Genomic DNA, 26,478 nt, shown 5'->3' with positions numbered 1-26,478 from the left:
GGAAATACCCGCCTGCGCGCCGGTCGCGCAGGCGGGTGTCACACCCCCAGGCAATAGCGCAGGACGGCCTTTTGTGCGTGCAGACGGTTCTCTGCCTCGTCAAAGACAACAGATTGCGGGCCGTCCATGACGGAATTTGTCACCTCTTCCTCGCGATGCGCGGGCAGGCAATGCATGAACAGCGCATCAGGTTTCGCCTGCGCCATCAGCGCATCATTGACCTGATAGGGGCGCAGCAGGTTATGGCGGCGTTCGCGGTTGGACTGGCTGTCATGCATGCTGACCCAGGTATCTGTCACCACCAGATCCGCCCCGGCAACGGCGCGCACCGGGTCGCGGATAATCTCCACCTCCACCCCGCTGGCGCGCGCAAGCGCAACGAATTCCGGATCTGGGTCCAGCGCCTCGGGGCCGGTGAAGACCAGATCAAACCCGAATTGCCCCGCCGCATGCAAGAAGGAGGCGCAGACATTGTTGCCATCCCCGGACCAGACCACGCGCCGCCCCGCAATAGGCCCGCGATGTTCTTCAAAAGTCTGGATATCAGCCATGATCTGGCACGGATGGGTGCGGTTGGTCAGGCCATTGATAACCGGCACAGACGCATATTCGGCCAGTTCCTGCAGCACTGATTCCTCAAATGTGCGGATCATGATCATATCGACATAACGTGACAGCACGCGCGCGGTGTCGGCAATGGTTTCGCCATGGCCAAGCTGCATTTCGGACCCCGACAGCACCATTGTCTGCCCCCCCATCTGGCGCACGCCCACATCGAAGCTGACGCGCGTGCGGGTAGAGGGTTTTTCAAAGATCAGCGCGACCATGCGGTTCTTCAGCGGCTGTTCATCATCGGGCGCGGCCATCGGCCTGCCCTTGCGCGCGGCCTTCATGGTGTGAGCGTTGTCGATCATGGCACGCAGATCAGACGCCCCGGTCGTGTGAATATCAAGGAAATGCGGCATGGAACGGACCTTTTGCAGATGAGAGGGGTGCGAGGGCGCTGCCCTCGCGCTCCCGGGATATTTTTACCAGAATGAAATCAGGGCAGCGCAGCGGCTGCGCGGTCAAGCCGGGATACGGCTTCGGTGATCTCGTCCTCAGTGATTGTCAGGGGCGGCAGCAGGCGCACGACATTATCGGCGGCGGGCACGGTCAGAAGATGGGTGGCCTGTGCGGCCTTGACCAGATCCAGATTCGGCACGCGGCATTTCAGTCCCAGCATCAATCCCGTGCCACGCACTTCCTCAAAGACATCGGGATGGGAGGCGACAAGGGATTCAAGGCGCTGGCGGAAAAACCCGGCCTTGCGGCGCACACCATCCAGAAAGCCCGGGGCGGTGATGATTTCCATGACTTTGGCACCGACCGCGCAGGCCAGCGGGTTGCCGCCATAGGTTGACCCATGCGTGCCCGCAGTCATTCCCGATGCTGCATTTGCTGTTGCCAGCACTGCCCCCAGCGGGAAGCCCCCGCCAATGCCTTTGGCGACCATCATGATGTCGGGCGCGATCCCGGCCCATTCATGGGCAAAAAGCCGCCCCGTGCGGCCCATGCCGCATTGCACCTCGTCCAGAAGCAGAAGCGCCCCGGTCTGATCGCAGAGATCGCGCAGTGCTTTCAGATCTTGGTCCGGCAATGACCGGATACCGCCTTCGCCCTGCACCGGTTCGATCATTACGGCGGCGACACTGGTGTCCAGCGCGTCGCGCAGCGCGTCATGATCGCCCCAGGGCAGAACCTTGAAGCCGGGCATCAGTGGACCGAAGCCCTTGGTCATCTTCTCAGACCCGGCAGCCGCGATCGCGCCGGTGGAGCGGCCATGAAACGCCCCCTCAAACGTCAGGATGGTGGGGCGGTCTTCACCTTTTTCATACCAGTATTTGCGCACCATCTTGATGGCCAGTTCAGCCGCTTCGGTGCCGGAATTTGTAAAGAATGCCGTATCGGCAAATGTATGTTCGACCAGCGCTTCGGCCAGTTTTGCCTGCGCCGGAATATTATACAGATTGGAGACATGCCAAAGTGCCTGCGCCTGTTCGGTCAGGGTCTGCACCAGCGCCGGGTGAGCGTGGCCCAGCGCATTGACAGCGATCCCGGATGTCAGATCCAGATAGCGCGCGCCGTTTTCTTCGATCAGCCATGTCCCTTCACCGCGGCTGAACGCCAGCGCGGTGCGGTTATAGGTGGGCAGGACGGCTGGAAATTGTGCAGTCATATGCATCATCCCGTTCAGGCAAAGCATTGACCTGCCAAAGCATTGCAGACAAGTCAACGGCGGTTTTCAGATGGAAGGGTCAATATGGCACATGCTGTGGCAGCAAATGCGCAGGAACAGTCACACCGCGTCAGCGGCGTCGCAAGAAGCTGTGATTTGCACATGTCCTGTTCATATTCAGGCCATTAGCACCTGCCTGCGAGGCTGTAAATCCCTATTCGCCGATGACACGCAGCAACCGGCGTTCCAGCACTTTCACGACGATTGCCAGATCATACCCGCGTTTCAGGATCTGTCCGTCCATGGCAATCACGGCATACATACCCTGACGGTTTCGCAGATGCGGGTGCTTTTCAATCCGGTAAAGCGGGTTTTCCGCCGTGCGCCTGAACACCGAAAACACCGCCGAATGCCGCAGACATGAAATGCCGTAATCGCGCCATTCCCCCGCTGCCACCATCCGGCCATAAAGCGACAGGATCACCGCAAGTTCACGCCGGTCGAAGCTGACCTGTTGTTCCGTCGCGCGCCGTGGGTTTTGCATATTCATCACATGATCTTGGGTCTCGCATCTGCGAAAATCAAGCCTTTGCTGCGCGCGTCGCTTTTTTGACAACCGGCTGCCACTTTCGCTTGCAGCGCGCCCCCGTGCTGCGCCACATTGGGGGAAATCGCAGGAAATCAGGAGAAACCCCTATGCGCACCCGTGCAGCTGTCGCCCTTGAAGCCGGAAAACCCCTTGAAATTATGGAAGTAAACCTTGACGGTCCCAAAGCTGGCGAAGTTCTGATCGAGATCAAGGCCACCGGCATTTGCCACACGGATGAATTCACCCGTTCCGGTGCGGACCCGGAAGGGTTGTTCCCAAGCATTCTGGGCCATGAGGGCGCAGGCATCGTCATCGAGGTGGGCGAAGGGGTAACCACGCTGAAACCGGGCGATCATGTCATCCCGCTTTACACGCCCGAATGCCGCGAATGCTATTCCTGCCGGTCGGGCAAGACGAATCTGTGCACCGCCATCCGCAACACGCAAGGACAAGGGCTAATGCCTGATGGCACCACACGGTTTTCCATGCTCGATGGCACGCCGATCTATCATTACATGGGCTGTTCCACCTTCGCCAATCACACAGTCATGCCGGAAATTGCCCTGGCCAAGGTGCGGCAGGACGCACCGTTTGACAAGATTTGCTATATCGGCTGTGGGGTGACAACGGGCATCGGGGCGGTGATCAACACGGCCGGTGTTGAAATCGGATCCACCGCAGCGGTGTTCGGGCTGGGCGGTATTGGCCTGAACGTCATTCAGGGCCTGCGCATGGCCGGGGCGGACATGATCATCGGGGTGGACCTGAATGACGGCAAGGAAGAAATGGCGCGCAAATTCGGCATGACGCATTTCATCAACCCGTCCAAGATTGACGGATCCGTGGTGCAGGAAATCGTCAGGCTGACACAGCGCGGCGATGACCTGATCGGCGGGGTGGATTACAGCTTTGATGCCACCGGCAATGTGAAAGTGATGCGCGACGCACTGGAATGCAGCCACCGGGGTTGGGGCGTGTCAGTGGTCATTGGCGTGGCACCCGCCGGCGCTGAAATTTCGACACGGCCCTTCCATCTGGTCACCGGGCGCGTGTGGAAAGGCACTGCTTTCGGCGGCGCGAAGGGCCGCACGGATGTGCCGAAATTCGTGGACTGGTACATGAATGGCAAGATCGAGATTGACCCGATGATCACGCATAAGCTGACACTTGATCAGATCAATGAAGGGTTTGATCTGATGCATGAAGGCAAATCCATTCGCGCGGTGGTCGAGTTTTGAGCAAGCCCGATACAGGCGGGGTGCATCTGCGCCCTGCAACCAGCGCTGACCACCCTGCCCTTTGGGCAATGCTGGAACCTGTGTTCCGCGCAGGCGACACCTATGCGATTGATCCCGCAATCAGCCATGAAGCGGCGCTTTCATGGTGGTGCGACGGGGGGCATGATGCCTATCTGGCCGAAGCAGACGGCAGGCCCATGGGCAGCTATTACATTTGCCCCAACCAGCAAGGTGGCGGTGCGCATGTTGCCAATTGCGGCTTTGTCACAGCACCCGAGGCGCAAGGCCGCGGGGTGGCGCGTATGATGCTGGCGCATGCACTGGACACTGCCCGCGCACGCGGGTTTAGCGCGATGCAGTTCAATTGCGTGGTGTCGAGCAATACCCGTGCTGTAGCATTATGGCAGGCCAACGGGTTCGAGATTGTCGGTCGCCTGCCGGGTGCGTTCAATCACCCTGTACAAGGATATATTGATGCCTATGTGATGTACCGGACGTTGTAAGGGGGCGCTGCCCCCGACCCCTGCGGGGCCTCCCCCGGGATATTTTTACCAGAATGAAAGAATAAACCATGGCACGTACCGGTATTCCCCTGCTGGCAGTCCTGATTGACGCGGATAATTCGTCGCCCAAATGGGTGGAGGCGATTTTCGAGGAGATCGCCGGGCTGGGTGAGGCCAGCGTGCGGCGCATCTATGGTGATTTTTCCCGCGCCCAGATGTCGGGCTGGCAGGAGAAGCTGCCCACATTGGCATTGGTGCCCCATCACCAGCCCGCCAATACTGTGGGCAAGAATTCGAGTGATATTGCGCTGGTCATCGATGCAATGGATCTGCTGCATACGGGGCGGTTTGACGGGTTCGTCCTGATCAGTTCCGACAGTGATTTCACGCGACTGGCCAGCCGCATCCGTGAACAGGGGCTGGATGTCTATGGCATTGGCCAGCAAAAGACACCGGAATCGTTTCGCAAGGCCTGCAAGCGCTTCATTTTTGTCGAGAATATCCTGCCGGAAGCCGACCCCGAGCCAGCGCAAAGCAAGAAAGCGCCACCGTCAAAAGCCGTGCCGCTGATCAAGGCCGCGATGCAGGCCATCGACGCGGATGAGGACTGGTTCTCGCTGGGGCAGGTGGGGCAGTTCATTGTCGCGGCCAATCCTGATTTTGATGCACGCAACTATGGATGTGCGAAACTGAGCGAGCTGGTGTCCAGATCCGGCGCGTTTGAATTGCGCAAATCATCAGGCAACAGCATGCAGATGCGCCTGAAACCCTAGACATGGGCGCATGCGCCCCTTATCTGCACTGTCATGGCCCAGAAATCAGACCCCAATTACCGCATCATCGCAGAAAACCGCCGTGCGCGGTATGATTACGCCATCGAGGAAGACCTTGAATGCGGCATCATTCTGCATGGGTCCGAGGTGAAATCCCTGCGCAGCGGCAAGGCCAATATCGCCGACAGCTATGCCACTGTCGATAATGGTGAATTGTGGTTGGTGAATTCTTATATCGCGCCCTACAAGCAGGCCACGATCTGGGGCCATGAAGAACGCCGCCGCCGCAAGCTGCTGGTCAGCAAGCGCGAGATGGCGCGGCTTTGGGCGGCCACGGCCAAGGATGGCATGACGCTGGTGCCGCTGGTGATGTATTTCAATCATCGCGGGCTGGTGAAGATCAAGATCGCGATCGGCAAGGGCAAGAAACTGGCCGATAAGCGCGCGACAGAGGCCAAGCGCGACTGGGACAAACAAAAACGCCGCCTGATGAAGGAACTGGGCTGACGCGGGCTATTGGAACAGCCCCAGCGCCCAAGGGGCCAGAAGCGCAGTCAGCATGGCATTCAGCCCCATGCCGATGCCCGCGAATGCACCCGCCTGCGGGTTGACCTGAAACGCGCGCGCCGTGCCGATGCCATGCGCTGCAACCCCCACCGCGAAACCGCGCGCGCGCCAGTCGCGAATGCCCATCATGTTCATCATGGGAGTGATGACAACAGCGCCGATCATGCCGGTCAGAATGACCAGAACCGCCGTCAATGTGGGTGACCCGCCAAGGTTCTGGCTGATACCCAGCGCGACCGGCGCAGTGGTGCCCTTTGGCGCAAGGGTTGCCAGCAATTCGGGCGACAGGCCCATCGCATGGCCGATTGCCAGCGCTGACAACACTGCCATGCCGGACCCCGCCAGCAGGGCCGCCACAATCGGCAGGACCGCGCGGCGCACTGTGGGCCAGTTCAGCCAGAGCGGCACCGCCAGCGCGACAGTGGCGGGGCCAAGCAGAAAATGCACGAACTGCGCGCCCTCAAAATACGTCGCATAGCTGGTATCGGTGACCCAAAGCAGCGCGGCCAGTAACACCACCGCCACCAGAACCGGATTGACCAGCGGCGCGCGCCCGGCGCGCTGCGCCAGATAATCCCCGGCAAGATAGGCAATCAGCGTGGCACTTAGCCAGATCAGCGGGGTTTCAGCCAGATAGGACCAGATTTCGGCGAAATCACGCATCATCGCCCCCTGTCGCCCCGGTCAGCCGCGCCACAAAAACAAAGGTCAGCACCCCCGCCGCAATAGCCAGCACTGTGGACGCGACCAGCGCCACCCCCAGCGCCAGCCCGTTTTCCCCCAACTGGCGCAAATGCCCCACCACGCCCACGCCCGCAGGCACGAACAAAAGCGACAGGTGGCGCAGGATTCCTTCGCCTGTCGGGCGCATGAAATCCCCCAGCCGCGGCACTGTCAGCATCAGCAGGAATAACAACCCCATTCCCAGCACCGGGCCGGGGGCGGGCAAGGCGAACAGGCGGCTGAGGGCTTCGCCCGCCAATTGACACAGCAGGATCAGCGCAAGGGCATGGATCATGGGAAAACCTTTTTTATTGCTTTCCCCATTAGCCCCGATCCGCGCGAAATGAAAAGGGCCGCGTGATGCGGCCCTTTATGCTGGTCATAGGGTGGAGGTTACTGCGCGGGCACCGCCCCGGTCGGTTTCGGGGTGCCAAAATGGCGGCGGTTCAGGTGCCAGACAAGCCAGATCATGGCCATCTGTGACACCAGCGCGACCACCGTGATTGCCCAATAGCCTGCGCTGAATTTGGCCACCATCCCGGCATCAACCAGCCCCTTGTTCAGCCAGAAATGGATCAGCACCGCGAACCCCACACCGGGACAGACCAGCGCATACGACCCCGGCGAATTTTCGGCACCGAACACGAAGCGTTGCGCGTAACCCTGACGCACCAGCACCAGACCCGCAAACAACAGGAACAGGATTTGCACCGACAGGTATTTCGTCAGCATCGCGAGAGTTTCGCCTGCCATGTCGGGCGAGCCGAAATGCGCACTCAACCCATGGCTTTGACGCAGGCCCAGAATGCTCAGCACCGCCAGCAGTGGCACGATGATCGACAGCGTTGGCGCGGTTTCGGGGTTTGCGCCATTTTCCATCATTGACCGCAGGCCCAGCACCATGGCGACAACCGCAATGATGCCGGATGTCATCAGGAAGAATGTGGACAGCACAAGGCCCAGCCCCGCCACAAGGGGAAGCGTGCTCATGGCGGCGGGAGCGGCCAGACCAACACCAACCATGGCGAAGGCAAAGGCGGGCAATATCTGGCCGAAATTGTTATTGGCCGCGCAGTTGAAGCCGCCTTCGGTCAGGACACGGCCCAGAAAACCACTGTAGAGCTTGAAACCATAGGCACCGATGGCCAGAAACGCGATCAATGCCAGCGGGAACAGATATTCAACGACAGACCACAGCCGCGGCACAAACACCATGCCCAGAATGAACATGACATTGACCGACATGGCCAGCGCCAGCGGCAGCGCCATGACCTGGCTTTGGGCATTGGTACGCGCGAATTTTGCGTAGGCGTCGGTTTTGGCCCATGCCGCGAAACTGCGCAGGTTCCAGACCAGAAGTTTCAGGTTCAGGAAAGCAAAGACCGCAATACCGGCCAATGCCAGCAGGATCATGCCCTGTGTCAGGATGGACCCGTTGGCAAAGGCGGCGGTGATATCTTCGAACACAGGTACGGTTTTTCCGGGATGGGGCAACCAGTGCATCAGCCACATGAAGAAACTGACCGCCAGCCCCCCTGCCCCAAGCGAGGCCAGAAAGTATAGCGGTGAATAGGTATCTGACGGGCGTGCGGGGGTACGGGACATGGTGTTTCCTCTCATTATATATATAAATATGAATATTACAATTAATAGACAGATTTCACCGTGGTTGAATGTCGCACCTGCGGCACCCACCATTCAACATCTTGTGGATAACCCGCCGCTGGCGGCAATATGCAGCGCAACCGCCTTGACTCGGGCCATGCGTTCCGGCCAGACTGTCGGCGACAGTATTCCGAAGGTATTCCTTACCGTGCAATTCACCCGGCTACGCCTGAACGGATTCAAAAGCTTTGTGGACCCCACGGATCTGGTGATTCAGGCGGGGCTTACAGGCGTTGTCGGTCCGAACGGCTGCGGCAAATCCAACCTGCTGGAGGCATTGCGCTGGGTGATGGGTGAAAACCGCCCCACGGCCATGCGCGGGGCAGGCATGGAAGATGTCATCTTCGCCGGAACCGACCAGCGCCCCGCACGCCATTTCGCCGAAGTCACCCTGCAACTTGATAACCGCGAGCGCGTGGCCCCTGCTGCATTCAATGATGCCGACACACTGGATATTGTGCGCCGGATCACACGCGATGCGGGCAGCGCCTACAAGATCAATGGCAAGGAAGCGCGCGCGCGCGATGTGCAGATGCTGTTTGCCGATGCCTCTACCGGCGCACATAGCCCGGCATTGGTGCGCCAAGGCCAGATCTCCGAACTGATCAACGCCAAACCGAAAGCGCGCCGCCGTATTCTGGAAGAAGCCGCCGGCATTTCCGGGCTGTATCAGCGCCGCCACGAAGCAGAACTGCGCCTGCGTGCAACGGAAACCAATCTGGAACGCATCAGCGATGTGATTGACCAGCTTGCCCAGCAACTGGCGCAGTTGACGCGGCAGGCACGGCAGGCCGAACGTTACCGCCAGATTGGCACACGGTTGCGGCAGGTAGAGGGGCTGTTGCTGTACCGGCGCTGGCGCGAAGCCGATCAGGCGCGTCTGGATGCCGATGCCGCGCTGCAAACCGCGCTGCTGGCCAGCGCCCAGACTGAAACGGCCGCGCAACAAGCCGGCCGCACCCGCGAAGCTGCCGAAGAACGCCTGCCCCCCCTGCGCGAAGAAGACGCGGTCGCGGGGGCGGTGCTGCAACGCCTGCATGTCAGCCGCGACACCCTGTCAGCCGAAGAAGCGCGCGCGCTGGAAACCATCCGCACCCTGCAATCGCGCGTGCTTCAGCTTGCGCAGGATATCGACCGTGAAACCGGCCTGAACCGTGATGCAACGGACACAATTGCGCAACTGGAATGGGAACAGGCCCAACTTGCCAAAGCTGCCGAGGGGCATGACGACAAGCTGAATGACGCGACAGATGCCGCCGATGCCGCCGCACTGCTTCTGGCGGATCACGAAGCCGACCTGAGCAGCGCCACCGAAGATGTGGCCCGTCTGGCAGCGCGCCATCAGGCCGTTGAACGCCAGATCAGTGAATTGCAAGCCGCCCTTGCAAAAGCGCGCAACGCCAGCCTGCAAGCCGCAGATGCCCAGTCGCAGGCGCAAGCCACGCTGCAAACCGCGCAAGCCGATCTGGAACAGGCGCTGGAAGAACTCGCCGCTGCGCAAACCCTGACCGAAGATGCCGAAGCCACCCTGCTGGAAGCAGAGGATGCGCGCCATAATGCCCAGACCGATGAATCCGAAGCCCGCGCCACCCTGGCCGAAGCCGAAGGAGAGACCAGCACCCTGCGTGCAGAAGCCGCCGCCCTGTCGCGGCTGGTTGACCGGGAACGCGGGGACGGTACACAGCTTCTTGACCTGCTGCGCGTCGCGGACGGCCACGAACTGGCAATCGGCGCGGCCTTGGCTGATGATCTGCGCGCGCCGCTGTCGGATGGCGGATCGGGCTGGGTGGCATTGCCGGGCTATGACGACGCCGCGCCCCTGCCCAGCGGGGCGCAGCCGCTGGCCCCGCATGTCCAGGGACCGGATGCGCTGGCCCGTCGTCTGTCACAAACAGGGCTGACAGATGCCGCCGATGGCCCCCGCCTGCAACCGGACCTGCGCCCCGGCCAGCGGTTGGTTACGCTTGCCGGTGATCTGTGGCGTTGGGACGGGCTGGTTGTCGCAGCAAAGGATGCCTCCAGCACCGCCGCCTTGCGGCTGCAACAGATCAACCGTCTGGACCGGCTGAAGCGCGATCTGGAACAATCTGAAGCACGGTTGCAGAACGCCCGTGACACACATTCTGGTTTCAAGGCCAGGCTTGATGCGCTGACCGGGGCCGAAAGGCAGGCACGTGATGCCCGCCGCGCCGCCGACCAGCGCCTGACAGATGCGGCGCGCGCCCTGTCGCGGGCGGAAACGGCGCGCGACAGCGCACAGGCCCGACTGGAAAGCGCCACGGCCCAGATGACGCGTTTCAGCGATGATGTCGAAGATCTGTCAGAAACACTGGCCAGTATCGAAGATCAGCGCGCGGAATTGTCCGATCTGGAACAGGCACGCGCCGCAACTGACACGCTGCGCATGACAGTGGAAGCCGCGCGCATCAGCATGCTGTCACACCGCGCGCAGGCTGATGAGTTGCGCCGCGATGCAAAAGCGCGCCTGGCCCGCGGGCAAGAGATCACGAAATCCCTCAGCGGTTGGCGGCACCGTCTGGAAACCGCTGAAACCCGCATCCATGACCTGCAGGCCCGCAAGGAAGCAACCGAAGATGAACTGGCAGAGGCAAGCGCAACACCCGAAGCGCTGGCGGAAAAGCGCGCCGCGCTGACAGATGAAATTACCCGCGCCGAAGCCCGCCACTCGACCGCCCGCGACATGCTGGCAGAGGCCGAGTCCGCGGCGCGCGACGCCGCCGACGCGGAACGCGCGACAGAACGCGCCGCATCCGATGCCCGCGAAGCCCGCGCCCGCATAGAAGCCCGACGCGACGCCGCGCGCGAAAGCGTCGTACAGGCCGAAGCCCGCATCGCCGAGGAAATGGAAACGACGCCACAGGCCCTGCTGGCGCAACTGGACACCGACCCGGACACCATGCCGGATGCAACCACGCTGGACGAAGAACTGACCCGCCTGCGCCGCGCCCGCGATGCCTTGGGGGCCGTCAACCTGCGCGCCGAAGAAGACGCCCGCGAGGTGCAGACTGAACATGACATTCTGGTTCAGGAAAAGGCAGATCTGGAAGCCGCAATCGCCAAGCTGCGGTCTGGCATCAACGCGCTGAACCGCGAAGGGCGCGAACGGTTGCTGATAGCCTTTGACAAGGTGAATGCCAGTTTCTCAACGCTGTTCACCCATCTGTTCACGGGCGGCGAGGCAAAGCTGGTTCTGGTCGAAAGCGACGACCCGCTGGATGCCGGGCTGGAAATCATGTGTCAGCCCCCCGGCAAGAAGCTGTCCATTCTGTCGCTTCTGTCAGGGGGCGAACAGACACTGACAGCGCTGGCGCTGATTTTCGCGGTATTTCTGGCCAACCCCGCCCCGATCTGTGTGCTGGATGAAGTGGACGCACCTTTGGATGATGCGAATGTGGCGCGGTTTTGCGACCTGCTGGACGAGATGTGCCGCCGGACTGAAACCCGCTATCTGATCATCACGCATAACGCCATTTCAATGTCGCGCATGGACCGGTTGTTCGGGGTCACGATGGGCGAACGCGGTGTCAGCCAGTTGGTCAGCGTGGATCTGAAACATGCCGAAGCACTGGTCGCGTGACGTCCTGATCCTGCCTGCGGACCAAAACAGGTCGGATGCCTGATACGGCTATTGATACTGCGCCATTTCATGAGAACCGCAGAAAACCCTTGGAAACTGGAAACCCGGCCTTGATCCCCCAAGGGATTGCAGAGACAGCGTGCCGACGTTCATCCGCACTCACGCGCCTTTATAGAGCATATTGTTTTCGCATATCCGAGGAACACAAAAACCCGTTCCCGTTTTTGCGCGACATGCGCTAGTAGCTGCGGATCAGACCCACCAACCGGCCCTGAACCTGAACCTGATCATCGCGCAGCAGGCGCGTTTCATAGGCCGGGTTGGCCGCTTCCAGTGCGATCATCCCACCATGCCTGCGAAACCGTTTCAGGGTCGCTTCATGACCCTCAATCAGGGCGACAACAATATCGCCGTTATCGGCGGTATTCTGTTCGCGGATCACCACGATATCCCCGTCATTGATGCCAAGGTCGATCATGGAATCGCCTTGCACTTCCAATGCGTAATGTTGTGAACGCGCATTGAGCATGGTTCCGGGCACAGCGACATTGCGCACGGCTTCGCTGATCGCTTCGATCGGGGTGCCTGCCGCGATTTTGCCCATGATCGGCAGGGCCATGGCCGCAGCTTCCACAGGTACGGCGTTCGCAGGGGCTACGGGCTTTTCCGGAGCGCCGCCATCCACGACATGGGCGACAAACCCTTCGCGTGACAATGCATCAGGCAGTTTCAACACTTCGATAGCGCGCGCCCGATGGGGCAGACGACGGATGAACCCGCGTTCTTCCAGCGCCGTAATCAGCCTGTGAATACCCGATTTTGACCGCAAATCCAGCGCATCCTTCATTTCGTCAAAAGATGGCGCGACCCCGTCCTGTTCCATGCGCGTATGAATCAATTTCAATAGATCAATCTGTTTTCGCGTCAGCATATTGCCCCCTGACAGGTCATGGAATACGGATATTCACCTTATGTTCTATGCGCGATCCCTAATCATGTCAAGCCGCCTTACAGTGGAATATACCGCATTTGTTCGCCTGCCTTGCGCGGCCCGCCCCCCGCCGGATGAACCAGCAGCGCGTCGGCGCTGGCCAGCATTGTCAGCAAAGAGCTGTCCTGATTGTCCATCGGCGTAATTGTTGGTCCGGGCGAAAGCGCTGCGCGTATGTAATGCGTGCGCGGGCCGTTTGCGGGCAGATCGCACCCCAGGGCCGCTGTTGCGGATGGCATGGGCCACTGTCCCAAACCCTGCATGGCGCGCAAGGCGGGGCGCATGAAAAGATGCGCGCATACGATTGAGGATACAGGGTTTCCCGGCAGACCCAGCAATACCGCACCTTTCAATTTTCCGGCCATCAGGGGTTTTCCGGGGCGCATGGCAATCTTGTAGAAGCTGCGTTTTGTGCCCAGTGCGTCAACGACCGGCCCGACCAGATCGTGATCCCCGACAGATGCGCCGCCGATGGTCACAATCATATCCGCCCCGGCGGCCAGTTCAAACACGGACCGCAAGGATGTTTCCGTGTCTGCAGCGATTGGCAAAATACGCGCCTGCGCGCCTTCGGCTTCTGCCAATGCCTTGATTGCAAAGGCGTTGGAGGCGATAATCTGATCCGCGCGCGGGGTTTCGCCGGGCATGACCAGTTCGTCGCCCGTTGCGATGATAGCCACATCGGGACGGCGGCTGACCGTGACATTCGGGCAGTTCATCGCGGCCAGCAGCGCCAGCGCCACAGGCGACAGCCTGCGCGGTGCCGTGATGGTGTCCCCGGTTTTGAAATCAACCGCTTGCGCCCGTATATGCGTTGATTTGCCCAGCGATTCAGGCAGCGTAATCAGGTCGCCATCGCGGGCGATATCTTCCTGCAGAACCACACGCGCCACACCTGCGGGTACGGGTGCGCCAGTAAAAATGCGCACAGCTTCGCCTGTAGAAATTCCTCCCGGAAATGCGTGCCCGGCGGCGGCCTGCCCTGTCACGCGCAGCCGGTCCCCGGGCTGCGCATCTGCGGTCACCCCATAGCCATCCATTGCCGAAGCCGCAAAAGGTGGCTGGTCGCGCCCTGCCGTCACAGCGTGGCGCAATACCCGGCCAGCAGCGTATTCCAGCGGGACATCTTCAGTGCTCAGCGGCTGCACAAGCGCGAAGACACGGGCAAGCGCTTCTTCGGGCGTAATCATGTGCGTCCCTCATACCGGCCAGATTTGCCGCCATCTTTCAGCACGACGCGGGTGGCAGTTATGGTCATCGATTTTTCGGCGGCCTTGAGCATGTCATAGACTGTCAGCGCCGCGACAGATGCCGCGGTCAGGGCCTCCATTTCGACGCCGGTCTGGCCTGTGGTGCGCACCTCTGCACGGATGCGTATGCCCGGCAGCGTCTCATCGGGGGTCAGGTCCACGCTGACCTTGGTAATCGGCAACGGATGGCATAGCGGGATCAGATCCGCGCAGCGCTTGGCCCCCATGATGCCCGCAAGGCGTGCAACCCCCAGCACATCCCCCTTCTTTGCGCGACCTTCGGTAATCAGTGCCAACGTTTCGGGCAGCATCTGCACTGCACTTTCCGCAATAGCGATTCGCGCGGTGTGGGACTTTTGCGACACATCCACCATATGCGCATGGCCTTCGGCGTCAAAATGTGTCAGTTTTTCCACATCACACCTTTTCTGACGGATCACGCGCAAGCAATTGCCGCGTGGCCGCCGCAACATCTGTCTGCCGCATCAGGCTTTCACCAATCAGGAAACTGCGCGCACCATAGGTGGCAAGATCAGCCAGATCTGCGGGGGTATATATCCCGCTTTCGGCCACCAGCAACTTGCCGTCCGGCACCAGTTTCGACAGGCGGCGGGTGGTTTCCAGAGTCACCTCGAACGTGTTCAGATTGCGGTTATTCACCCCCAGCAACGGGGACTTCAGGACAAGCGCGCGTTCAAGTTCCTGCTCGTCATGCACTTCGACCAGAACATCCATGCCCCAAGCGACGGCGGCATCTTCCAGTTCACGCGCCTGCAAATCACTGACCGAAGCCATGATGATCAGAATGCAGTCGGCATGCAGGGCGCGGGACTCGGCGACCTGCCATGTGTCATACAGGAAATCCTTGCGCAGCGCGGGCAACTCCACAGCACTGCGCGCGGCCACCAGAAATTCATCCGCGCCCTGAAAACTGGGGCCGTCAGTCAGCACACTTAAACAGGTGGCACCGCCTGCCGCATAGGCGCGCGCCAGCGCGGGCGGGTTGAAATCGGCACGGATAAGCCCTTTCGACGGGCTGGCTTTCTTGATCTCGGCAATCAGGCCATAGCCATCGCGCTGCGCACGAACCAGTGCATCGACAAAACCGCGCGGGGCGCTGGCATTGCGCGCCGCATCCTCGACCTGCGCCAGCGGGCGGGCGGCCTTTCGGGCTGCGACATCTTCCAGCTTGTAGGCTTTGATCTTGTCCAGAATAGTGGCCATCTGCCGTCCTTTGTTTCAGTCTCTCACAGGGCTGATTTTCGCCAGCGAATCAACCGTGCGCATCGCCGCACCGGATGCGATGCTGTCACGTGCCAGCGCCACCCCTTCGGGCAACGTTTCCGCCTTGTCGGCGACCACAAGCGCGGCGGCGGTGTTCAGCAATACCGCATCGCGGTAGGCCGGACGCCCCACCCCCTGAAGCACCGCCAGCAATTCTACCGCGTTTTCCTGCGGACTGCCGCCCAGTAATTCCTCAAACGCGTGGATGGGCAGACCGGCATCTTCGGGGTGCAGTGTGAATTCGCGCAGGCCATCCGCATCCAGCACAACAACCCGGCTTTCAGCCGCGATGGACAATTCGTCCGTGCCGTCCCCGCCATGCACCAGCCAGGCCTTTTCCGACCCGAGCGCCTGCAAGGTTTCAGCCATGGGGCGCAACAGGTCAGGGGAAAACACGCCGGTCAACTGGCGTTTGACCCCCGCGGGGTTGGTCAGCGGGCCAAGGATGTTGAAAATCGTGCGCGTACCAAGTTCCGCGCGCACCGGGCCAACATGGCGCATGGCGGGATGATGCATCGGTGCCATCATGAAACCGATGCCGACATCACGCAACGCGCGTTCCACCACCTGCGGGCCGACCATCACATCAATGCCCAGCGCGCCCAGCGCATCAGCCGCACCGGATTTGGATGACAGGTTGCGATTGCCGTGTTTTGCAACCGGCACCCCTGCCCCCGCCACAACAAAGGCCGTCGCCGTGGAAATGTTCAGCGTGCCCTTGCCGTCACCGCCGGTGCCGACAATATCCATCGCCCCCTCCGGCGCGTTGACCCTGACGCATTTCGCCCGCATCACGCTGGCAGCAGCGGCATATTCGTCAACGGTTTCGCCGCGCGTGCGCATGGCCATCAGAAAGCCGCCGGTTTGTGCCGGCGTGGCCTGCCCGTCAAACAGCAGGTTAAAGGCAATCTCAGCCTCGGGGCGGGTCAGGGCGCGTGTGGCGGCAATGCCGATCAGGGGCTTGAGGTCATCCATCACGCAACAGCCTTCGCCATGTCCAGAAAATTGCGCAACATCGCGTGGCCATGCTCAGACCGGATGCTTTCGGGGTGAAACTGCACCCCTTCAACTGGCAATTCACGGTGCCGCAACCCCATGATCAGCCCGTCATCCAGCCAGGATGTGATTTCCAGACAATCAGGCAGCGTCGCGCGGTCCACGACCAGCGAATGATAGCGCGTTGCATTCAGCGGCGAGGGCAGGCCCGCAAACACGCCCTTGCCCGCATGGTGCATCGCGCCCAGCTTGCCATGCACGATCTGGGGTGCGCGCACCACATTGCCGCCGAATGCCTGTCCGATGGTCTGGTGGCCCAGACAGACGCCCAGCAAGGGCACACGCGCGTCGGCGGCGGCCAGCGTCAGCGGCAGGCAAATGCCTGCCTGATCGGGGTCGCAGGGACCGGGCGACAGCACAATCGCCGACGGGTTCAGCGCCATCGCCTGCTGCACGTCCAGCGCATCATTGCGCCGCACCACCACATCGGCGCCAAGTTCACCGAAGTAATGCACCAGATTATAGGTGAAACTGTCGTAGTTATCTATCAGCAGCAGCATGGGCGGGGCCTTGAAGATTAGGGCAGGTGCCCTGAAAACGGGACATCTGTCATACATGCCCGCGCGCAGGCCGGAAGGTCAAGCCTGCTGGCCGCAATCTGTTTGATTGCAGTGCGCTTTTGTGGGAAAGATTGGGCAGGCGCCGGGGGCTGACGGGTTTATACCCCCATGACGGCGCAGGGGCGCATATTGCGTCTGCATAATGCGGGTTAGAGCGGGGAAATCAGGTGAACAGCATCGGTGTTGCGGGTTTCGGCCTTGGTTTGGCAATTGCCGTGGCGGGTCTGGTGGGTGTGGCGGTTGTTTTTCCACTACCGTCACCGGAAGTTCCTGCGCAGCCTGTCATGCAACAGACATCGCAACCGCCTGCGCCCGAACCTGTCACACCCGCACCGGAACTGACGCTTTCGGATGCAGATGATCCCGGGCAGGATGATGGCGTGGCAGATATTCCCGAACCACAGCCGCCCGACACTGCGCCCACGCCGGTGCCGACGGAACCCGACCTGCCGCGCCCTGTTGCAACCGCAGATATGGCAGATGCGCCGCCCCCGACCGCGCCAGATTCCGATCAGCCCGCCGTGATGCCGGATGCAACAGGCGATCTGGTGCCGCTTGCGGACCTGCCGGACATGCCATCCCCCAACGCGGAACCAGCACAGGACCAGCCCCGGTCAACGGGTGCGCCAGCCGCCATTCTGCCCGACACAACTGCAATGACCGTGCCGCCACAAGCCGTGGACACGGATATGGCACCGCTTGTGCCGCAACATGGCATGCCGATGGCCGCGCTATCCATTCCGCAAGGCCCGGAGGGCGCGCCACACGCACCCGATGGCGTGCCGCAGATTGACCCGCCCCCCCCCGCCGCGCCAGCCGACGCAGCGCCGGTCATCGATGCGGTGGAACCGCCCGCCCCGGAGGGTGAAATGCCGCCCGCGCCCGCCGACGATCTGGCAGAACCTGAAACGCCCGCCACCCCGCGCGACACTATGCCCGGAACCCGTATCAGCGGTTTGCCCGGCATGCCGCGTGCGCCGCGCGACCCCATTCCCGCCCTGCCCGATGCAGGCCCTGCCGCCGACGCGCCGCACCCCCTGACCGCGCTGGAACGCAATGCCATAGCGGTAGACCCCACGCCCGGTGGGGCATTGATGGCGCTGGTCCTGCATGACCCCGGCCTGCCGATGCCGATGCGCCGTGATCTGGCCGCCCGGGAACTTCCGTTCACGGTTGCGCTGAACCCGATGGACCCCAGCGCCGCCGAAGCTGCGGAACTTTATCATCAGTCCGGCAAGGAAGTGCTGATTCTGGCCAATGGCATTCCTGCAAGGGCCACACCATCCGATATTGACGTGACATTCGGCGCCTATTTCGAAAATGTGCCGCTGGCTGCGGGGGTCATCGACCTGCCGCGCGACGGTTTCGTGCGCAATGCGCAGCTTTTGTCGGAGGTCATGAAAGTCATCGCGCGGGACGGGTATGGGCTGGTAACCTTTGCCGGTGGCACGGGTCAGGCAGCGCGGTCCGCACAATCCATGGGCGTGCCCCATGCCGAAGTGTTTCGCAGCCTTGATGCCGGTGACGAAAGCGCCATCACCATAAGGCGGTTTCTGGACCGCGCCGTGTTTCAGGCCAGTCAGGTTGGATATGTGATCGTATTTGGTGAAGCCAGCAACGAATCCACGCTCAACGCGTTGGACTTGTGGCAGTCCGAAGGGCGCGTCGATCAGATAGATCTGGTTCCTGTATCCTCAATCCTGCTGTCGCGCTGATGCGGAAACGACTTGCGCCCTGCAATGCGGAACGCTAGGTCAGGGGCATGGCCGCTTGCTGGAACTGGTAGACAGACCAGACTTAAAATCTGAGGCCCGTCAGGGCGTGCGGGTTCGAGTCCCGCAGCGGCTACCAGACTTGTTGAAACCGCCCCGGAATCAGGCCGTTTTCAATCAGCGCAGCATCAGATGAAAATGCGGGCACCTGCCGGGCGCGGGCCGGATAGACCAAGCGTGACAATCTGCTGGAAAAAATCACTTTTTTGTGGTAACATTTTTTTGTTTTTTATCGCAAAAGGTAATTGCTATGTCACGCCTTCCACTTGCGCTTGCGCTTGCCTTAGGGTTCGCCACACCTGCCTTTGCCGCCGACAGCACTCCTGGACCCGTCGCTCCTGCAGCTCCTTTTGCTGCCAAAACAAAGTCGCGCCCTGCTATCGGGTTGGGGCTGACAGTCGCATTCGGATCGGGCCGGGTTGAAACCGGGATTGGCCTGCGCGTGTTTTCCGGCAACCGCCGCAACCGGGCCGTGGGGTCGCTGAGTCTGGACTACATGTTCAACAGCCAGAGTCTGCGTGCGGGTGTTGGCGTGGCGTATCTGGGCAACAATATTTTCGGTGGTGCGGATGTGGGGTATAATTTCACCCATCGTGATATCGATTTCGGGCTCAACCTCGGCGGTGCTAACACACGGCGTGGAAATGTGCAGGCCCCTGCGCCGGTCGCCCCGCCGGTGACTACAGCTGAGTGAGATCCCAGGCCCATTCCGCGCAACTTCTGACACGATGCGCGCTTTCAAGGCATCGCAGACAGGCGGTCATGCCGCCTTGAATTTTCGGGAAGACCTGAATTTTTAGCGTTGCGCGTTCATTTGCATGCCCACGCCCCACCCTAACTCTTCCGCATGGCCGGAAAACGCAACACCGGTTCCCACTTTTGCGCGACATGCGTCAGGTGCGTCCCTCGCGCAGCCATGCCCCCAAACTGAGTCCTGCGGCCAGCAGCAACCATAGCCAGCCAGGCAACAGCGCAGCGCTGCGAAGTTCCGTCGTGACATAGGCGTCGCGCGGGGTCAGGCCCAGCCAGCCGCGCCCGGCAGCCGCGCGCCCATCCCGCACAAGGCGCAGATCCGGCAGGCCCGTTTCGACCTGCACAACACCGCCACGCCGGTCGTCAATCACTGTGCGCAGATGGGCTTCGGTGGCAATCGTTTCTTCGAATTCACGCGGGGCGCGCGGGCCAAGCGCAACCACTGCACTCAACTCCCCTTCCTGCAACTGGTACAGGCCTATTTCGGGCGCATCCCATTCAGCGCGGTATTCCCCCGGCGCATCCTCGTGCAGTTCCAGCACAGTATCCTGCCCGTCAGGCGCGGTAATGGTAACATCGCCCACCGCATCAAGCAGGCTGCGGCGCATGACGGTAATGCGGTTTCCTTCGGTGGTGGCGGTCAGGGTTTCTTCTTCCAGTTCCGGTTCCGCCATCATCCAGTGCGCAAGGCGGCGCAGCAATTCCAGCTGCGGCCCGCCCCCTTCGAAACCGCGATCCCAAAGCCATGTCTGGTCCGATGCCAGTAACGCCAGACGCCCGCGCCCGACACGGTCCAGCATCAGCAGCGGGCGGTCATCCACGCCCGACATGACCACCTGCCCATGCTGCGGGTCCAGTTCGATCTGGCGGAACCAGCGCCCCCATGCCGGACTTCCGTCATCTGATGCGGGGGCCAGATCTTCCAGCCCGGCGGTGACAGGGTGGCGCTTGCCCAGATCGGTCACAACGGGACGGAACCCTTCTTCGATGACACGCGCAGTGGGGCGGGCCGGAAAGATATCGCCCAAAGGCGAGCGCCAGATCGATTCCGCCCCGGCCAGTTCCGGCCCGCCCACAACCAACAGCGCGCCGCCTTCTTCGACATAACGCGCAATATTACTGAAATACGCATTGGGCAGAATGCCACGGCGGCGATAACGGTCAAAGATGATCAGATCGAATTCATCAATCTTTTCAACGAACAATTCGCGCGTCGGGAATGCAATCAGCGACAGCTCGTCCACCGGAACCCCGTCATGGCGGTCCGGCGGGCGCAAAATGGTGAAATGCACCAGATCAACCGCAGGGTCGGATTTCAGCAGATTGCGCCATGTGCGTTGCCCTGCATTGGGTTCCCCCGACACCAGCAACACGCTCAGGCGGTCGCGCACCCCGTTGATCTGGACAATGGCGGCATTGTTGCGGGTGGTCAATTCGCCCGGCGCTTCGTCCAGTTCAAACTGCAGAACATTCATCCCGCCCCGGTCCAGCGTCACCGACAGTTCCAGTTCCTCGCCAATCGGCACCATGGCGGTCTGCGCGGGCGCATCGTCAACCGCATATCGCAGGGTGGTGAAACGCGACGTGTCGGGCGGGACCGCGCCCTGATCCTCCACCTTCAGGGTCAGGGTGACAGGTTCACCCAGAATGGCAAAGGCGGGCGCATTGCGGATGATCAGCCTGCGGTCCCAGTCACCGGCCCGCCCGGTTTGCAGCAAATGGGTGGGCGCGGGCACCGAAAGCGGCACATCAGCATCATGCAACTGCCCGTCCGACACGACAAAAACCCCCGCCAGCCGGTCGCGGGGTATTTCGGCCAATGCCGCTGAAAGGGCGCTGTTCAGTTGTGTGCCTTCATTGCCGGTACCATCCGGCACGGAAACAACGCGCGTGTCCATGTCCAGCCCGGCCAGTCCGGTTTCCAGATGGGCCAGCGCGGCTTCGGTCTGCGCATCGCGCCCCCCGATCCGGTTCGATGCGGTTTCATCCACCATGACCAGCGCGATGTCGGACAGGGGTTCGCGGGTTTCGTCCTGCAATGACGGGTTGGCCAGCGCGGCCAGCAACGCCAGCGCCGCCAGCCCGCGCAACCACCAGCCGCGCAACCCCTGCCACAGCGCCAGCGCCACCATGGCCGCAGCAATCCCGGCCAGCCCCCATAACACCAGCAGCGGCACCAATGGGGCCAGAATGATTTCCTGCGCGGCACTCATTGTCCCAGCCTTTCCAGCAACGCGGGGACATGCACCTGATCGGATTTGTAATTGCCGGTCAGAACATGGGTAATCAGGTTGACCCCGAACCGATAGGCCATTTCGCGCTGCCGTTCACCCGTGACCCCCATGCCGATGCGGAACATCGGTAGGCCCGCATCATCCACCGCCCATGCGGCAGCCCAGTCATGCCCGCCGATAATCACCGGCGTGACCCCATCATTCAGGTTGCGGAAGGGCATGCCTTCGGCCAGTTCCGCATCGCGCGGCGCGGCTTCCACCCAGACATCCTGACCGGTGTGGCGGCCCGGAAATTCCTGCAACAGATAGAATGTGCGCGTCAGCACATGGTCTTCGGGCACCGGTTCCAGCGGCGGAATGTCCAGCGGGCGCGCAATGGCCTGCAGGCGGCGCGCTTCGGGGGTGGTGCGTGTCAGCCCGGCCAGTTCCGCATCGCGCGTGTCAAACATGATCATGCCGCCACCGCGCAGATAACGGTTCAGCTTCGCATAGGCCGCGTCGGACGGAATGGGCGAATCCTCAGTCACGGGCCAGTAGATGAACGGAAAGAAAGTCAGCTCATCACGTTCCAGATCAATCCCGATCGGGGTTGCCGGTTCAACCGATGTGCGCTGGTACAACACCCGCCCCAGCCCCAGAAGCCCTGCCGCCGCGACATCATCAACACGGGCATTTCCCGTCATCACATGCGCCAGAACCACATCTGCGGTTGCCGCCAATGCCAGCCGGTCATCAGCGCGGGCGCCCTGCTCGGTGCCCATGACCAGAAATGCCATGGCCAGCAACGCAACAGTCGCGCCGCGCCGCAACCGCCCCGACAGCGCAAGCGCGGCCAGAATATCCAGACATAATGCGCCAAGGCCAAGCAACAGGAACAGCGCCTTCAGATCGCGTTCCTGCGCAACATTATCGCGTTCCACCGTGACTGTTGCGGGCCAGCGGCTTGGCGCAAGCGCCATGTCCGGCTGACCAAGGTTCAGCGCGAAACTGCCTACCGCACTGGAATACACTCCCGGCGGCAGGTCCGGCCCGAATTCGCGCCCCGCAAGCGCGCTGCCCGCAACGACAGGGGCTGAACTGGAATCCAGAACCTGCCCGAACCCGTCAAGCGCGCGCTGGGGCTGCCAGTCCATGCTCGCCAGTTCCTGTGCATCCGGTGCCGCGGGGCGCGTGGAAACCGCCAGCCGTTCCAGCATGTCCACAAACAACCCCGAAAGCGGCAGGTTCGACCAGTCGGCATTGGCGGTGGTATGTATCAGCACCACTTGCCCGCTGCCGCTGAACTTGCGCGTGATCAGCGGTGTGCCATCAGCAAGCGATGCAATCGTGCGCTCACCCAATCCCGGATCAGGCTGGGCCAGCACCTGCGCGCTGATGGTGACATCGTCGGGAATTCGCAGCCCCGCAAAGGGCGACTCCGGCGTGAAATCGCGCAGGCGCCGCGGCTCTCCCCAACTCATCGCGCCACCGACAGTGCGCCCGCCAATGCGCAACCGTACCGGCAACAGCGGGTCTTCGTCATTGCGCGCAACATCGCTTGCCGCCAGCCGTGGCCCCGCGAAACGCAACAACATGCCGCCATCATTGACAAAATCCAGCACCTGCGCGGTTTCCACTTCGGACAATTGGGCAATATCCACAAGGATCAACACATCAGGCGCAGTCAGCAGCAAATCATCCACAGACGCGCTTTCAATCAGTTCCGACACCGGGCCAAGCGCCTGACGCAAGTAAAGAAACGGCGATAACAGGTCCAGCCCTTCACGCCCTTCACGACCGGTCAGCAGGGCAACCTTGCGCCGTTGCAGAGCATCATCAGTCAGCGCTACGGCACCGGCGCTGCGTTCACCCGCAATCTGAAATCGCGCAATCCGGTTGCGCAGTTCCGGCTGCAAGGTCAGATCCAGCGTTGCCGTTGCTGCGCCATCGGCAAAACCGGCAGCCCCACTGGCCAGCACCCGTTCCACCCCCGCAGGGTCGCGGCCTGTGGCAGTTATCTGAATATCCTGTGCGGCCAGCCCGGCGGGGCGATGCGCGGAAATCTGGACCACACCATCGCGCAGCACCGGAGGTGCCAGCGCCATGACCACGCGCGAGGTTTCAAAAACCGTCACTGTGCCATGCGTTTGCAGCCTGTCCAGAAGCGCGCCGCGATAGGGGTGGTCCAGCCCGTCTGACAGCCAGTAACTGTCGAAACCCTCGGGCAATTGCGCCAGCCAGCTGTCCATCGCATCAGCATTCGCAGCAAAAGGTGCAGGCACCAACGCAGGCAGGCGTTCCAGCCAGTGATCTGCCGCGCGAAAGGTCAGCTCACCCGCAGGCAGGTCCGTCAACGCCACCACGGCCACAGGGCGGCCAGCGCGGCCCGCCTCGGTCAGGATATCACGCATCCGCGCCTGACGCTGCGGCCAGTCGCGGGCACTGGCCCAGCTTGCATCGCTGATGACCAGCAGCGGCCCTGTCCCTTCACGCGCGGGTTGCGGGTTCAGCACCGGCCCTGCAAACGCGATGATCAGCGCCGCCACCGCCACGGCCCGCAGTACCAGCAGCCACCAGGGCGTCTTGTCGGTCTCTGACGTTTCATCCTTCAGCCCGATCAGCAGCGCCACCCCCGGAAACCGCCGGATGACAGGCGCAGGCGGCACCGCACGCAGCAACCACCACAGCAATGGCAGCACCAGCAATACAGCCAGCAGCGCAGGGGTCGCAAATCCTATCGGGCCAAGCGTGAACATCAGACAGCCCGCCTTGCATCCAGTTGTTGCCACAGCCACATCAACGCTAGGCCAGCGGGCTGGTCGGTATGGTGGGTCAGCATGTGCCAGCCCGTCGCGCGGGCCAGTCCGGCCAGCATATCCTTGCGTTCGGCCAGACGGTCGCGGTAGCGCGCGCGCAGATCGGCCGCGCGCAGGGTTTCATGGCGCAAGCCCCCGCCCATGGATGTGAAAATGGACCTGCCGCGATAGGGGAATTCTTCCTCAGCGGGGTCCAGCACCTGCACCAGCGCCCCGCGCACGCCCTGATCCGCGGCACGGCCCACAGCCGCTTGCAGCCCTGCGGGGTCACCCAGAAAGTCAGACAGAAAAACCGTGCGGCTATGCGCCGGCAACACGGACAACGGGGGACTGCCATAGTCTTCGCCCCCCCCGTCGCCAAGCAGCCCTGCCGCCAGCGGGTCAAGCTGCGCGCGCCCCGCACGCGGGGGCATATCCGGCATCAGCCCGACACGTTCGCCACCTTTCAGCAGCAGGACCGCCAGCGCCAGCGCCAGCAGCTTTGCCCGGTCTGCTTTCGTCGCGCGGGATTTATGGCCGGAAAACCCCATGGCCTGCGACTGATCCACCCACAGATTCACAGCTTGCGCCGCCTGCCATTCGGTTTCGCGCACGAAATGCGTGTCGGACCGCCCTGACCGCCGCCAGTCGATCCGCGCGCCCCAATCTGATGCGGTTGCGGGCCGGTACTGCCAGAATTCATCACCCGTGCCCGCACGCCTGCGCCCATGCGCGCCCGGCAGAACCGAATTTGCCAGATGCTCTGCCTGCGCCAAAAGCGCGGGCAGCGGGGCTGCAAGCCCGTCTGCACGGGCGCGCAGCGTCGCCTGCGGGTCGGCATGCGGTTGGGTCAAGCAGCCTCCTCCATGCGGGTGGCGGCGGCGGCAACACGGTCAATGATGGCGCCCAGATTTTCGCCGCGCGCCCTTGCGGCAAAACCCAGCGCCATGCGGTGGCTCAGCACCGGCCGCGCAAGCGCCGCCACATCTTCAAGCGCGGGGGCAAGCCGCCCGTCCAGCAGCGCACGCGCCCGCACTGTCAGCATAAGCGCCTGCGCCGCGCGCGGCCCCGGCCCCCAGCTGACAGCATCGCGGACTGCATCATGGGCTTCGAGTTCGTCGGGGCGACAGGCGCGCACCAGATCAAGGATCGCATCCACCACTGTCGCGCCCACAGGCATGCGGCGCAGCAATGCCTGCGCATCCTGCAATTCCGCCGCCGTGAACACCTGATGCGCCGCGCCATCTTCCAGCCCGGTGGTTGCCAGAAGGATATCGCGTTCCGTGTCCCGGTCGGGATAGACAACATCAATCTGCACCAGAAACCGGTCAAGCTGCGCTTCGGGCAACGGGTATGTGCCTTCCTGTTCAATCGGGTTTTGCGTGGCCAGCACATGGAAGGGGCGTTCCAGCCGGTGATGCGCGCCTGCGACAGTGACTTCGCCTTCCTGCATCGCCTGAAGCAGGGCGGCCTGCGTACGCGGGCTGGCGCGGTTGATTTCATCTGCCATCAGCAACTGACAGAAAATCGGCCCTTCAATAAACCGGAAGGCGCGCTTGCCATCCTCGGAAATCTCCAGCACTTCGGACCCCAGAATGTCAGCGGGCATCAGGTCGGGGGTGAACTGGATGCGATTGCCTTTCAGCCCCATGACGGTGGACAAGGCGTCCACCAGCCGCGTCTTGCCCAGACCGGGCAGCCCGATCAGCAGGCCATGACCGCCGCATAACATGGCCGTCAGCGTCAGATCGACCACGTTTTTCTGGCCGATAAACCGGTTATTGATACTTGCGCGGGCTTGCGCCAGCTTGTCGCCCAAAGCCTCGATCGCGGCGATCAGGTCGGTTTCGTTGCTCATCCGGGCGCTCCTTCGGGGTGATTTCTTGTATCAAACGACTATCTGTCAGATAGTGACATATCGCATAGGCCG

Annotated in this window: 23 protein-coding genes and 1 tRNA gene; 8 read left to right on the top strand and 16 right to left on the bottom strand. The window is 62.0% G+C overall.

All coding sequences use genetic code 11. From position 1 onward, the window contains the following. Positions 1–38: 38 nt before the first annotated feature. From argF to PUT78_RS02960, 3 genes are all read right to left on the bottom strand, one after another. On the bottom strand, positions 39–965 hold the full coding sequence (argF, locus tag PUT78_RS02970; protein WP_274350610.1) for an ornithine carbamoyltransferase: 927 nt from the start codon (positions 963–965) through the stop codon (positions 39–41). A gap of 77 nt (positions 966–1,042) precedes the next feature. Beyond that, the gene (locus PUT78_RS02965; RefSeq protein ID WP_274350609.1) at positions 1,043–2,218 is read right to left on the bottom strand and encodes an aspartate aminotransferase family protein; all 1,176 of its coding nucleotides are present in this window, start codon (positions 2,216–2,218) and stop codon (positions 1,043–1,045) included. Between the two features lie 214 nt (positions 2,219–2,432). Further along, entirely contained in the window at positions 2,433–2,768 is a 336-nt protein-coding gene (locus PUT78_RS02960) for a DUF2794 domain-containing protein (RefSeq protein WP_274350608.1), read from the bottom strand. Between the two features lie 146 nt (positions 2,769–2,914). On the opposite strand from PUT78_RS02960, the gene PUT78_RS02955 reads away from it, so the two are divergent. The 4 genes from PUT78_RS02955 to smpB all read left to right on the top strand — a co-directional run bounded on the left by PUT78_RS02955 (position 2,915) and on the right by smpB (position 5,828). Beyond that, the gene (locus tag PUT78_RS02955; RefSeq protein WP_274350607.1) at positions 2,915–4,045 is read left to right on the top strand and encodes an S-(hydroxymethyl)glutathione dehydrogenase/class III alcohol dehydrogenase; all 1,131 of its coding nucleotides are present in this window, start codon (positions 2,915–2,917) and stop codon (positions 4,043–4,045) included. Further along, positions 4,042–4,548 carry a GNAT family N-acetyltransferase gene (locus PUT78_RS02950; RefSeq protein WP_274350606.1) on the top strand — a complete coding sequence of 169 codons (507 nt, stop codon included), beginning with the start codon at positions 4,042–4,044 and terminating at the stop codon, positions 4,546–4,548. The genes PUT78_RS02955 and PUT78_RS02950 overlap by 4 nt, the downstream gene beginning before the upstream one ends. 68 nt (positions 4,549–4,616) lie before the next feature. Further along, positions 4,617–5,321, top strand: a complete 705-nt coding sequence (locus PUT78_RS02945) for an NYN domain-containing protein (RefSeq protein WP_274350605.1) — start codon at positions 4,617–4,619, stop codon at positions 5,319–5,321. A gap of 33 nt (positions 5,322–5,354) precedes the next feature. Next, the gene (gene smpB / locus PUT78_RS02940) at positions 5,355–5,828 is read left to right on the top strand and encodes an SsrA-binding protein SmpB (RefSeq protein WP_274350604.1); all 474 of its coding nucleotides are present in this window, start codon (positions 5,355–5,357) and stop codon (positions 5,826–5,828) included. Between the two features lie 6 nt (positions 5,829–5,834). Here the strand turns inward: smpB and PUT78_RS02935 are convergent, their stop codons facing one another. The 3 genes from PUT78_RS02935 to PUT78_RS02925 all read right to left on the bottom strand — a co-directional run bounded on the left by PUT78_RS02935 (position 5,835) and on the right by PUT78_RS02925 (position 8,216). After that, positions 5,835–6,551 carry an LrgB family protein gene (locus PUT78_RS02935; protein WP_274350882.1) on the bottom strand — a complete coding sequence of 239 codons (717 nt, stop codon included), beginning with the start codon at positions 6,549–6,551 and terminating at the stop codon, positions 5,835–5,837. Further along, positions 6,544–6,906: a CidA/LrgA family protein gene (locus PUT78_RS02930; RefSeq protein ID WP_274350603.1), complete on the bottom strand. Its 363-nt coding sequence runs from the start codon at positions 6,904–6,906 to the stop codon at positions 6,544–6,546. Before PUT78_RS02930 ends, PUT78_RS02935 begins: the two co-directional genes overlap by 8 nt. A 98-nt stretch (positions 6,907–7,004) precedes the next feature. Further along, positions 7,005–8,216, bottom strand: coding sequence for a TsoY family (seleno)protein (locus PUT78_RS02925; RefSeq protein ID WP_274350602.1), 1,212 nt, complete (start codon positions 8,214–8,216; stop codon positions 7,005–7,007). A 208-nt stretch (positions 8,217–8,424) separates the two neighbouring features. Here PUT78_RS02925 and PUT78_RS02920 point away from each other — a divergent pair, with 208 nt between their 5' ends. Beyond that, positions 8,425–11,874 carry a chromosome segregation SMC family protein gene (locus tag PUT78_RS02920; RefSeq protein ID WP_274350881.1) on the top strand — a complete coding sequence of 1,150 codons (3,450 nt, stop codon included), beginning with the start codon at positions 8,425–8,427 and terminating at the stop codon, positions 11,872–11,874. A gap of 238 nt (positions 11,875–12,112) precedes the next feature. Here the strand turns inward: PUT78_RS02920 and lexA are convergent, their stop codons facing one another. The 6 genes from lexA to PUT78_RS02890 form a co-directional block, all read right to left on the bottom strand. Beyond that, positions 12,113–12,805, bottom strand: a complete 693-nt coding sequence (gene lexA / locus PUT78_RS02915) for a transcriptional repressor LexA (protein WP_274350601.1) — start codon at positions 12,803–12,805, stop codon at positions 12,113–12,115. A 77-nt stretch (positions 12,806–12,882) separates the two neighbouring features. Beyond that, positions 12,883–14,055: a molybdopterin molybdotransferase MoeA gene (locus PUT78_RS02910; RefSeq protein WP_274350599.1), complete on the bottom strand. Its 1,173-nt coding sequence runs from the start codon at positions 14,053–14,055 to the stop codon at positions 12,883–12,885. Next, the gene (moaC, locus tag PUT78_RS02905; protein WP_274350597.1) at positions 14,052–14,531 is read right to left on the bottom strand and encodes a cyclic pyranopterin monophosphate synthase MoaC; all 480 of its coding nucleotides are present in this window, start codon (positions 14,529–14,531) and stop codon (positions 14,052–14,054) included. Before moaC ends, PUT78_RS02910 begins: the two co-directional genes overlap by 4 nt. Position 14,532: 1 nt before the next feature. Next, positions 14,533–15,339: an indole-3-glycerol phosphate synthase TrpC gene (gene trpC, locus PUT78_RS02900; protein WP_274350596.1), complete on the bottom strand. Its 807-nt coding sequence runs from the start codon at positions 15,337–15,339 to the stop codon at positions 14,533–14,535. A gap of 15 nt (positions 15,340–15,354) precedes the next feature. Further along, on the bottom strand, positions 15,355–16,377 hold the full coding sequence (gene trpD / locus PUT78_RS02895; protein ID WP_274350595.1) for an anthranilate phosphoribosyltransferase: 1,023 nt from the start codon (positions 16,375–16,377) through the stop codon (positions 15,355–15,357). Next, on the bottom strand, positions 16,374–16,955 hold the full coding sequence (locus tag PUT78_RS02890) for an anthranilate synthase component II (protein ID WP_274350594.1): 582 nt from the start codon (positions 16,953–16,955) through the stop codon (positions 16,374–16,376). Before PUT78_RS02890 ends, trpD begins: the two co-directional genes overlap by 4 nt. Before the next feature lie 227 nt (positions 16,956–17,182). Between PUT78_RS02890 and PUT78_RS02885 the strand changes: the two genes are divergently transcribed. The 3 genes from PUT78_RS02885 (at position 17,183) to PUT78_RS02875 (ending at position 19,481) form a co-directional block, all read left to right on the top strand. Beyond that, positions 17,183–18,730, top strand: a complete 1,548-nt coding sequence (locus PUT78_RS02885) for a divergent polysaccharide deacetylase family protein (RefSeq protein WP_274350592.1) — start codon at positions 17,183–17,185, stop codon at positions 18,728–18,730. A 49-nt stretch (positions 18,731–18,779) separates the two neighbouring features. After that, positions 18,780–18,866 (top strand) — tRNA-Leu (locus PUT78_RS02880). Positions 18,867–19,037: 171 nt separating this feature from the next. Further along, positions 19,038–19,481 carry a hypothetical protein gene (locus PUT78_RS02875; RefSeq protein WP_274350590.1) on the top strand — a complete coding sequence of 148 codons (444 nt, stop codon included), beginning with the start codon at positions 19,038–19,040 and terminating at the stop codon, positions 19,479–19,481. Between the two features lie 199 nt (positions 19,482–19,680). On the opposite strand, the gene PUT78_RS02870 is transcribed toward PUT78_RS02875, so the two are convergent. Genes PUT78_RS02870 through PUT78_RS02855 form a run of 4 tightly spaced genes read right to left on the bottom strand, consistent with a single transcriptional unit; the run spans position 19,681 to position 26,406 of the window. Next, a complete protein-coding gene (locus PUT78_RS02870; RefSeq protein ID WP_274350589.1) occupies positions 19,681–21,753 on the bottom strand; it encodes a hypothetical protein in 2,073 nt (690 codons plus the stop codon). Further along, positions 21,750–24,509, bottom strand: coding sequence for a DUF4159 domain-containing protein (locus PUT78_RS02865; RefSeq protein WP_274350588.1), 2,760 nt, complete (start codon positions 24,507–24,509; stop codon positions 21,750–21,752). The genes PUT78_RS02870 and PUT78_RS02865 overlap by 4 nt, the downstream gene beginning before the upstream one ends. Then, on the bottom strand, positions 24,509–25,402 hold the full coding sequence (locus PUT78_RS02860; protein WP_274350586.1) for a DUF58 domain-containing protein: 894 nt from the start codon (positions 25,400–25,402) through the stop codon (positions 24,509–24,511). The genes PUT78_RS02865 and PUT78_RS02860 overlap by 1 nt, the downstream gene beginning before the upstream one ends. Continuing rightward, positions 25,399–26,406 carry an AAA family ATPase gene (locus tag PUT78_RS02855; protein ID WP_274350585.1) on the bottom strand — a complete coding sequence of 336 codons (1,008 nt, stop codon included), beginning with the start codon at positions 26,404–26,406 and terminating at the stop codon, positions 25,399–25,401. Before PUT78_RS02855 ends, PUT78_RS02860 begins: the two co-directional genes overlap by 4 nt. Between the last annotated feature and the right edge of the window lie 72 nt (positions 26,407–26,478).

Origin of the sequence: Roseinatronobacter alkalisoli (assembly GCF_028745735.1) — a bacterium.
Lineage (GTDB): Bacteria > Pseudomonadota > Alphaproteobacteria > Rhodobacterales > Rhodobacteraceae > Roseinatronobacter > Roseinatronobacter alkalisoli.
Note: the sequence above shows the minus strand (reverse complement) of the source record. Positions and strands in the feature narration are given on the sequence as shown.

Bases quoted from the DNA above. Each gene is read 5' to 3' on its own strand.
- argF (WP_274350610.1), bottom strand. From the start codon at position 965: ATGCCGCATTTCCTTGATATTCACACGACCGGGGCGTCTGATCTGCGT.
- PUT78_RS02965 (WP_274350609.1), bottom strand. From the start codon at position 2,218: ATGACTGCACAATTTCCAGCCGTCCTGCCCACCTATAACCGCACCGCG.
- PUT78_RS02960 (WP_274350608.1), bottom strand. From the start codon at position 2,768: ATGAATATGCAAAACCCACGGCGCGCGACGGAACAACAGGTCAGCTTC.
- PUT78_RS02955 (WP_274350607.1), top strand. From the start codon at position 2,915: ATGCGCACCCGTGCAGCTGTCGCCCTTGAAGCCGGAAAACCCCTTGAA.
- PUT78_RS02945 (WP_274350605.1), top strand. From the start codon at position 4,617: ATGGCACGTACCGGTATTCCCCTGCTGGCAGTCCTGATTGACGCGGAT.
- smpB (WP_274350604.1), top strand. From the start codon at position 5,355: ATGGCCCAGAAATCAGACCCCAATTACCGCATCATCGCAGAAAACCGC.
- PUT78_RS02935 (WP_274350882.1), bottom strand. From the start codon at position 6,551: ATGCGTGATTTCGCCGAAATCTGGTCCTATCTGGCTGAAACCCCGCTG.
- PUT78_RS02930 (WP_274350603.1), bottom strand. From the start codon at position 6,906: ATGATCCATGCCCTTGCGCTGATCCTGCTGTGTCAATTGGCGGGCGAA.
- PUT78_RS02925 (WP_274350602.1), bottom strand. From the start codon at position 8,216: ATGTCCCGTACCCCCGCACGCCCGTCAGATACCTATTCACCGCTATAC.
- lexA (WP_274350601.1), bottom strand. From the start codon at position 12,805: ATGCTGACGCGAAAACAGATTGATCTATTGAAATTGATTCATACGCGC.
- PUT78_RS02910 (WP_274350599.1), bottom strand. From the start codon at position 14,055: ATGATTACGCCCGAAGAAGCGCTTGCCCGTGTCTTCGCGCTTGTGCAG.
- trpC (WP_274350596.1), bottom strand. From the start codon at position 15,339: ATGGCCACTATTCTGGACAAGATCAAAGCCTACAAGCTGGAAGATGTC.
- PUT78_RS02890 (WP_274350594.1), bottom strand. From the start codon at position 16,955: ATGCTGCTGCTGATAGATAACTACGACAGTTTCACCTATAATCTGGTG.
- PUT78_RS02875 (WP_274350590.1), top strand. From the start codon at position 19,038: ATGTCACGCCTTCCACTTGCGCTTGCGCTTGCCTTAGGGTTCGCCACA.
- PUT78_RS02870 (WP_274350589.1), bottom strand. From the start codon at position 21,753: ATGAGTGCCGCGCAGGAAATCATTCTGGCCCCATTGGTGCCGCTGCTG.
- PUT78_RS02865 (WP_274350588.1), bottom strand. From the start codon at position 24,509: ATGTTCACGCTTGGCCCGATAGGATTTGCGACCCCTGCGCTGCTGGCT.
- PUT78_RS02855 (WP_274350585.1), bottom strand. From the start codon at position 26,406: ATGAGCAACGAAACCGACCTGATCGCCGCGATCGAGGCTTTGGGCGAC.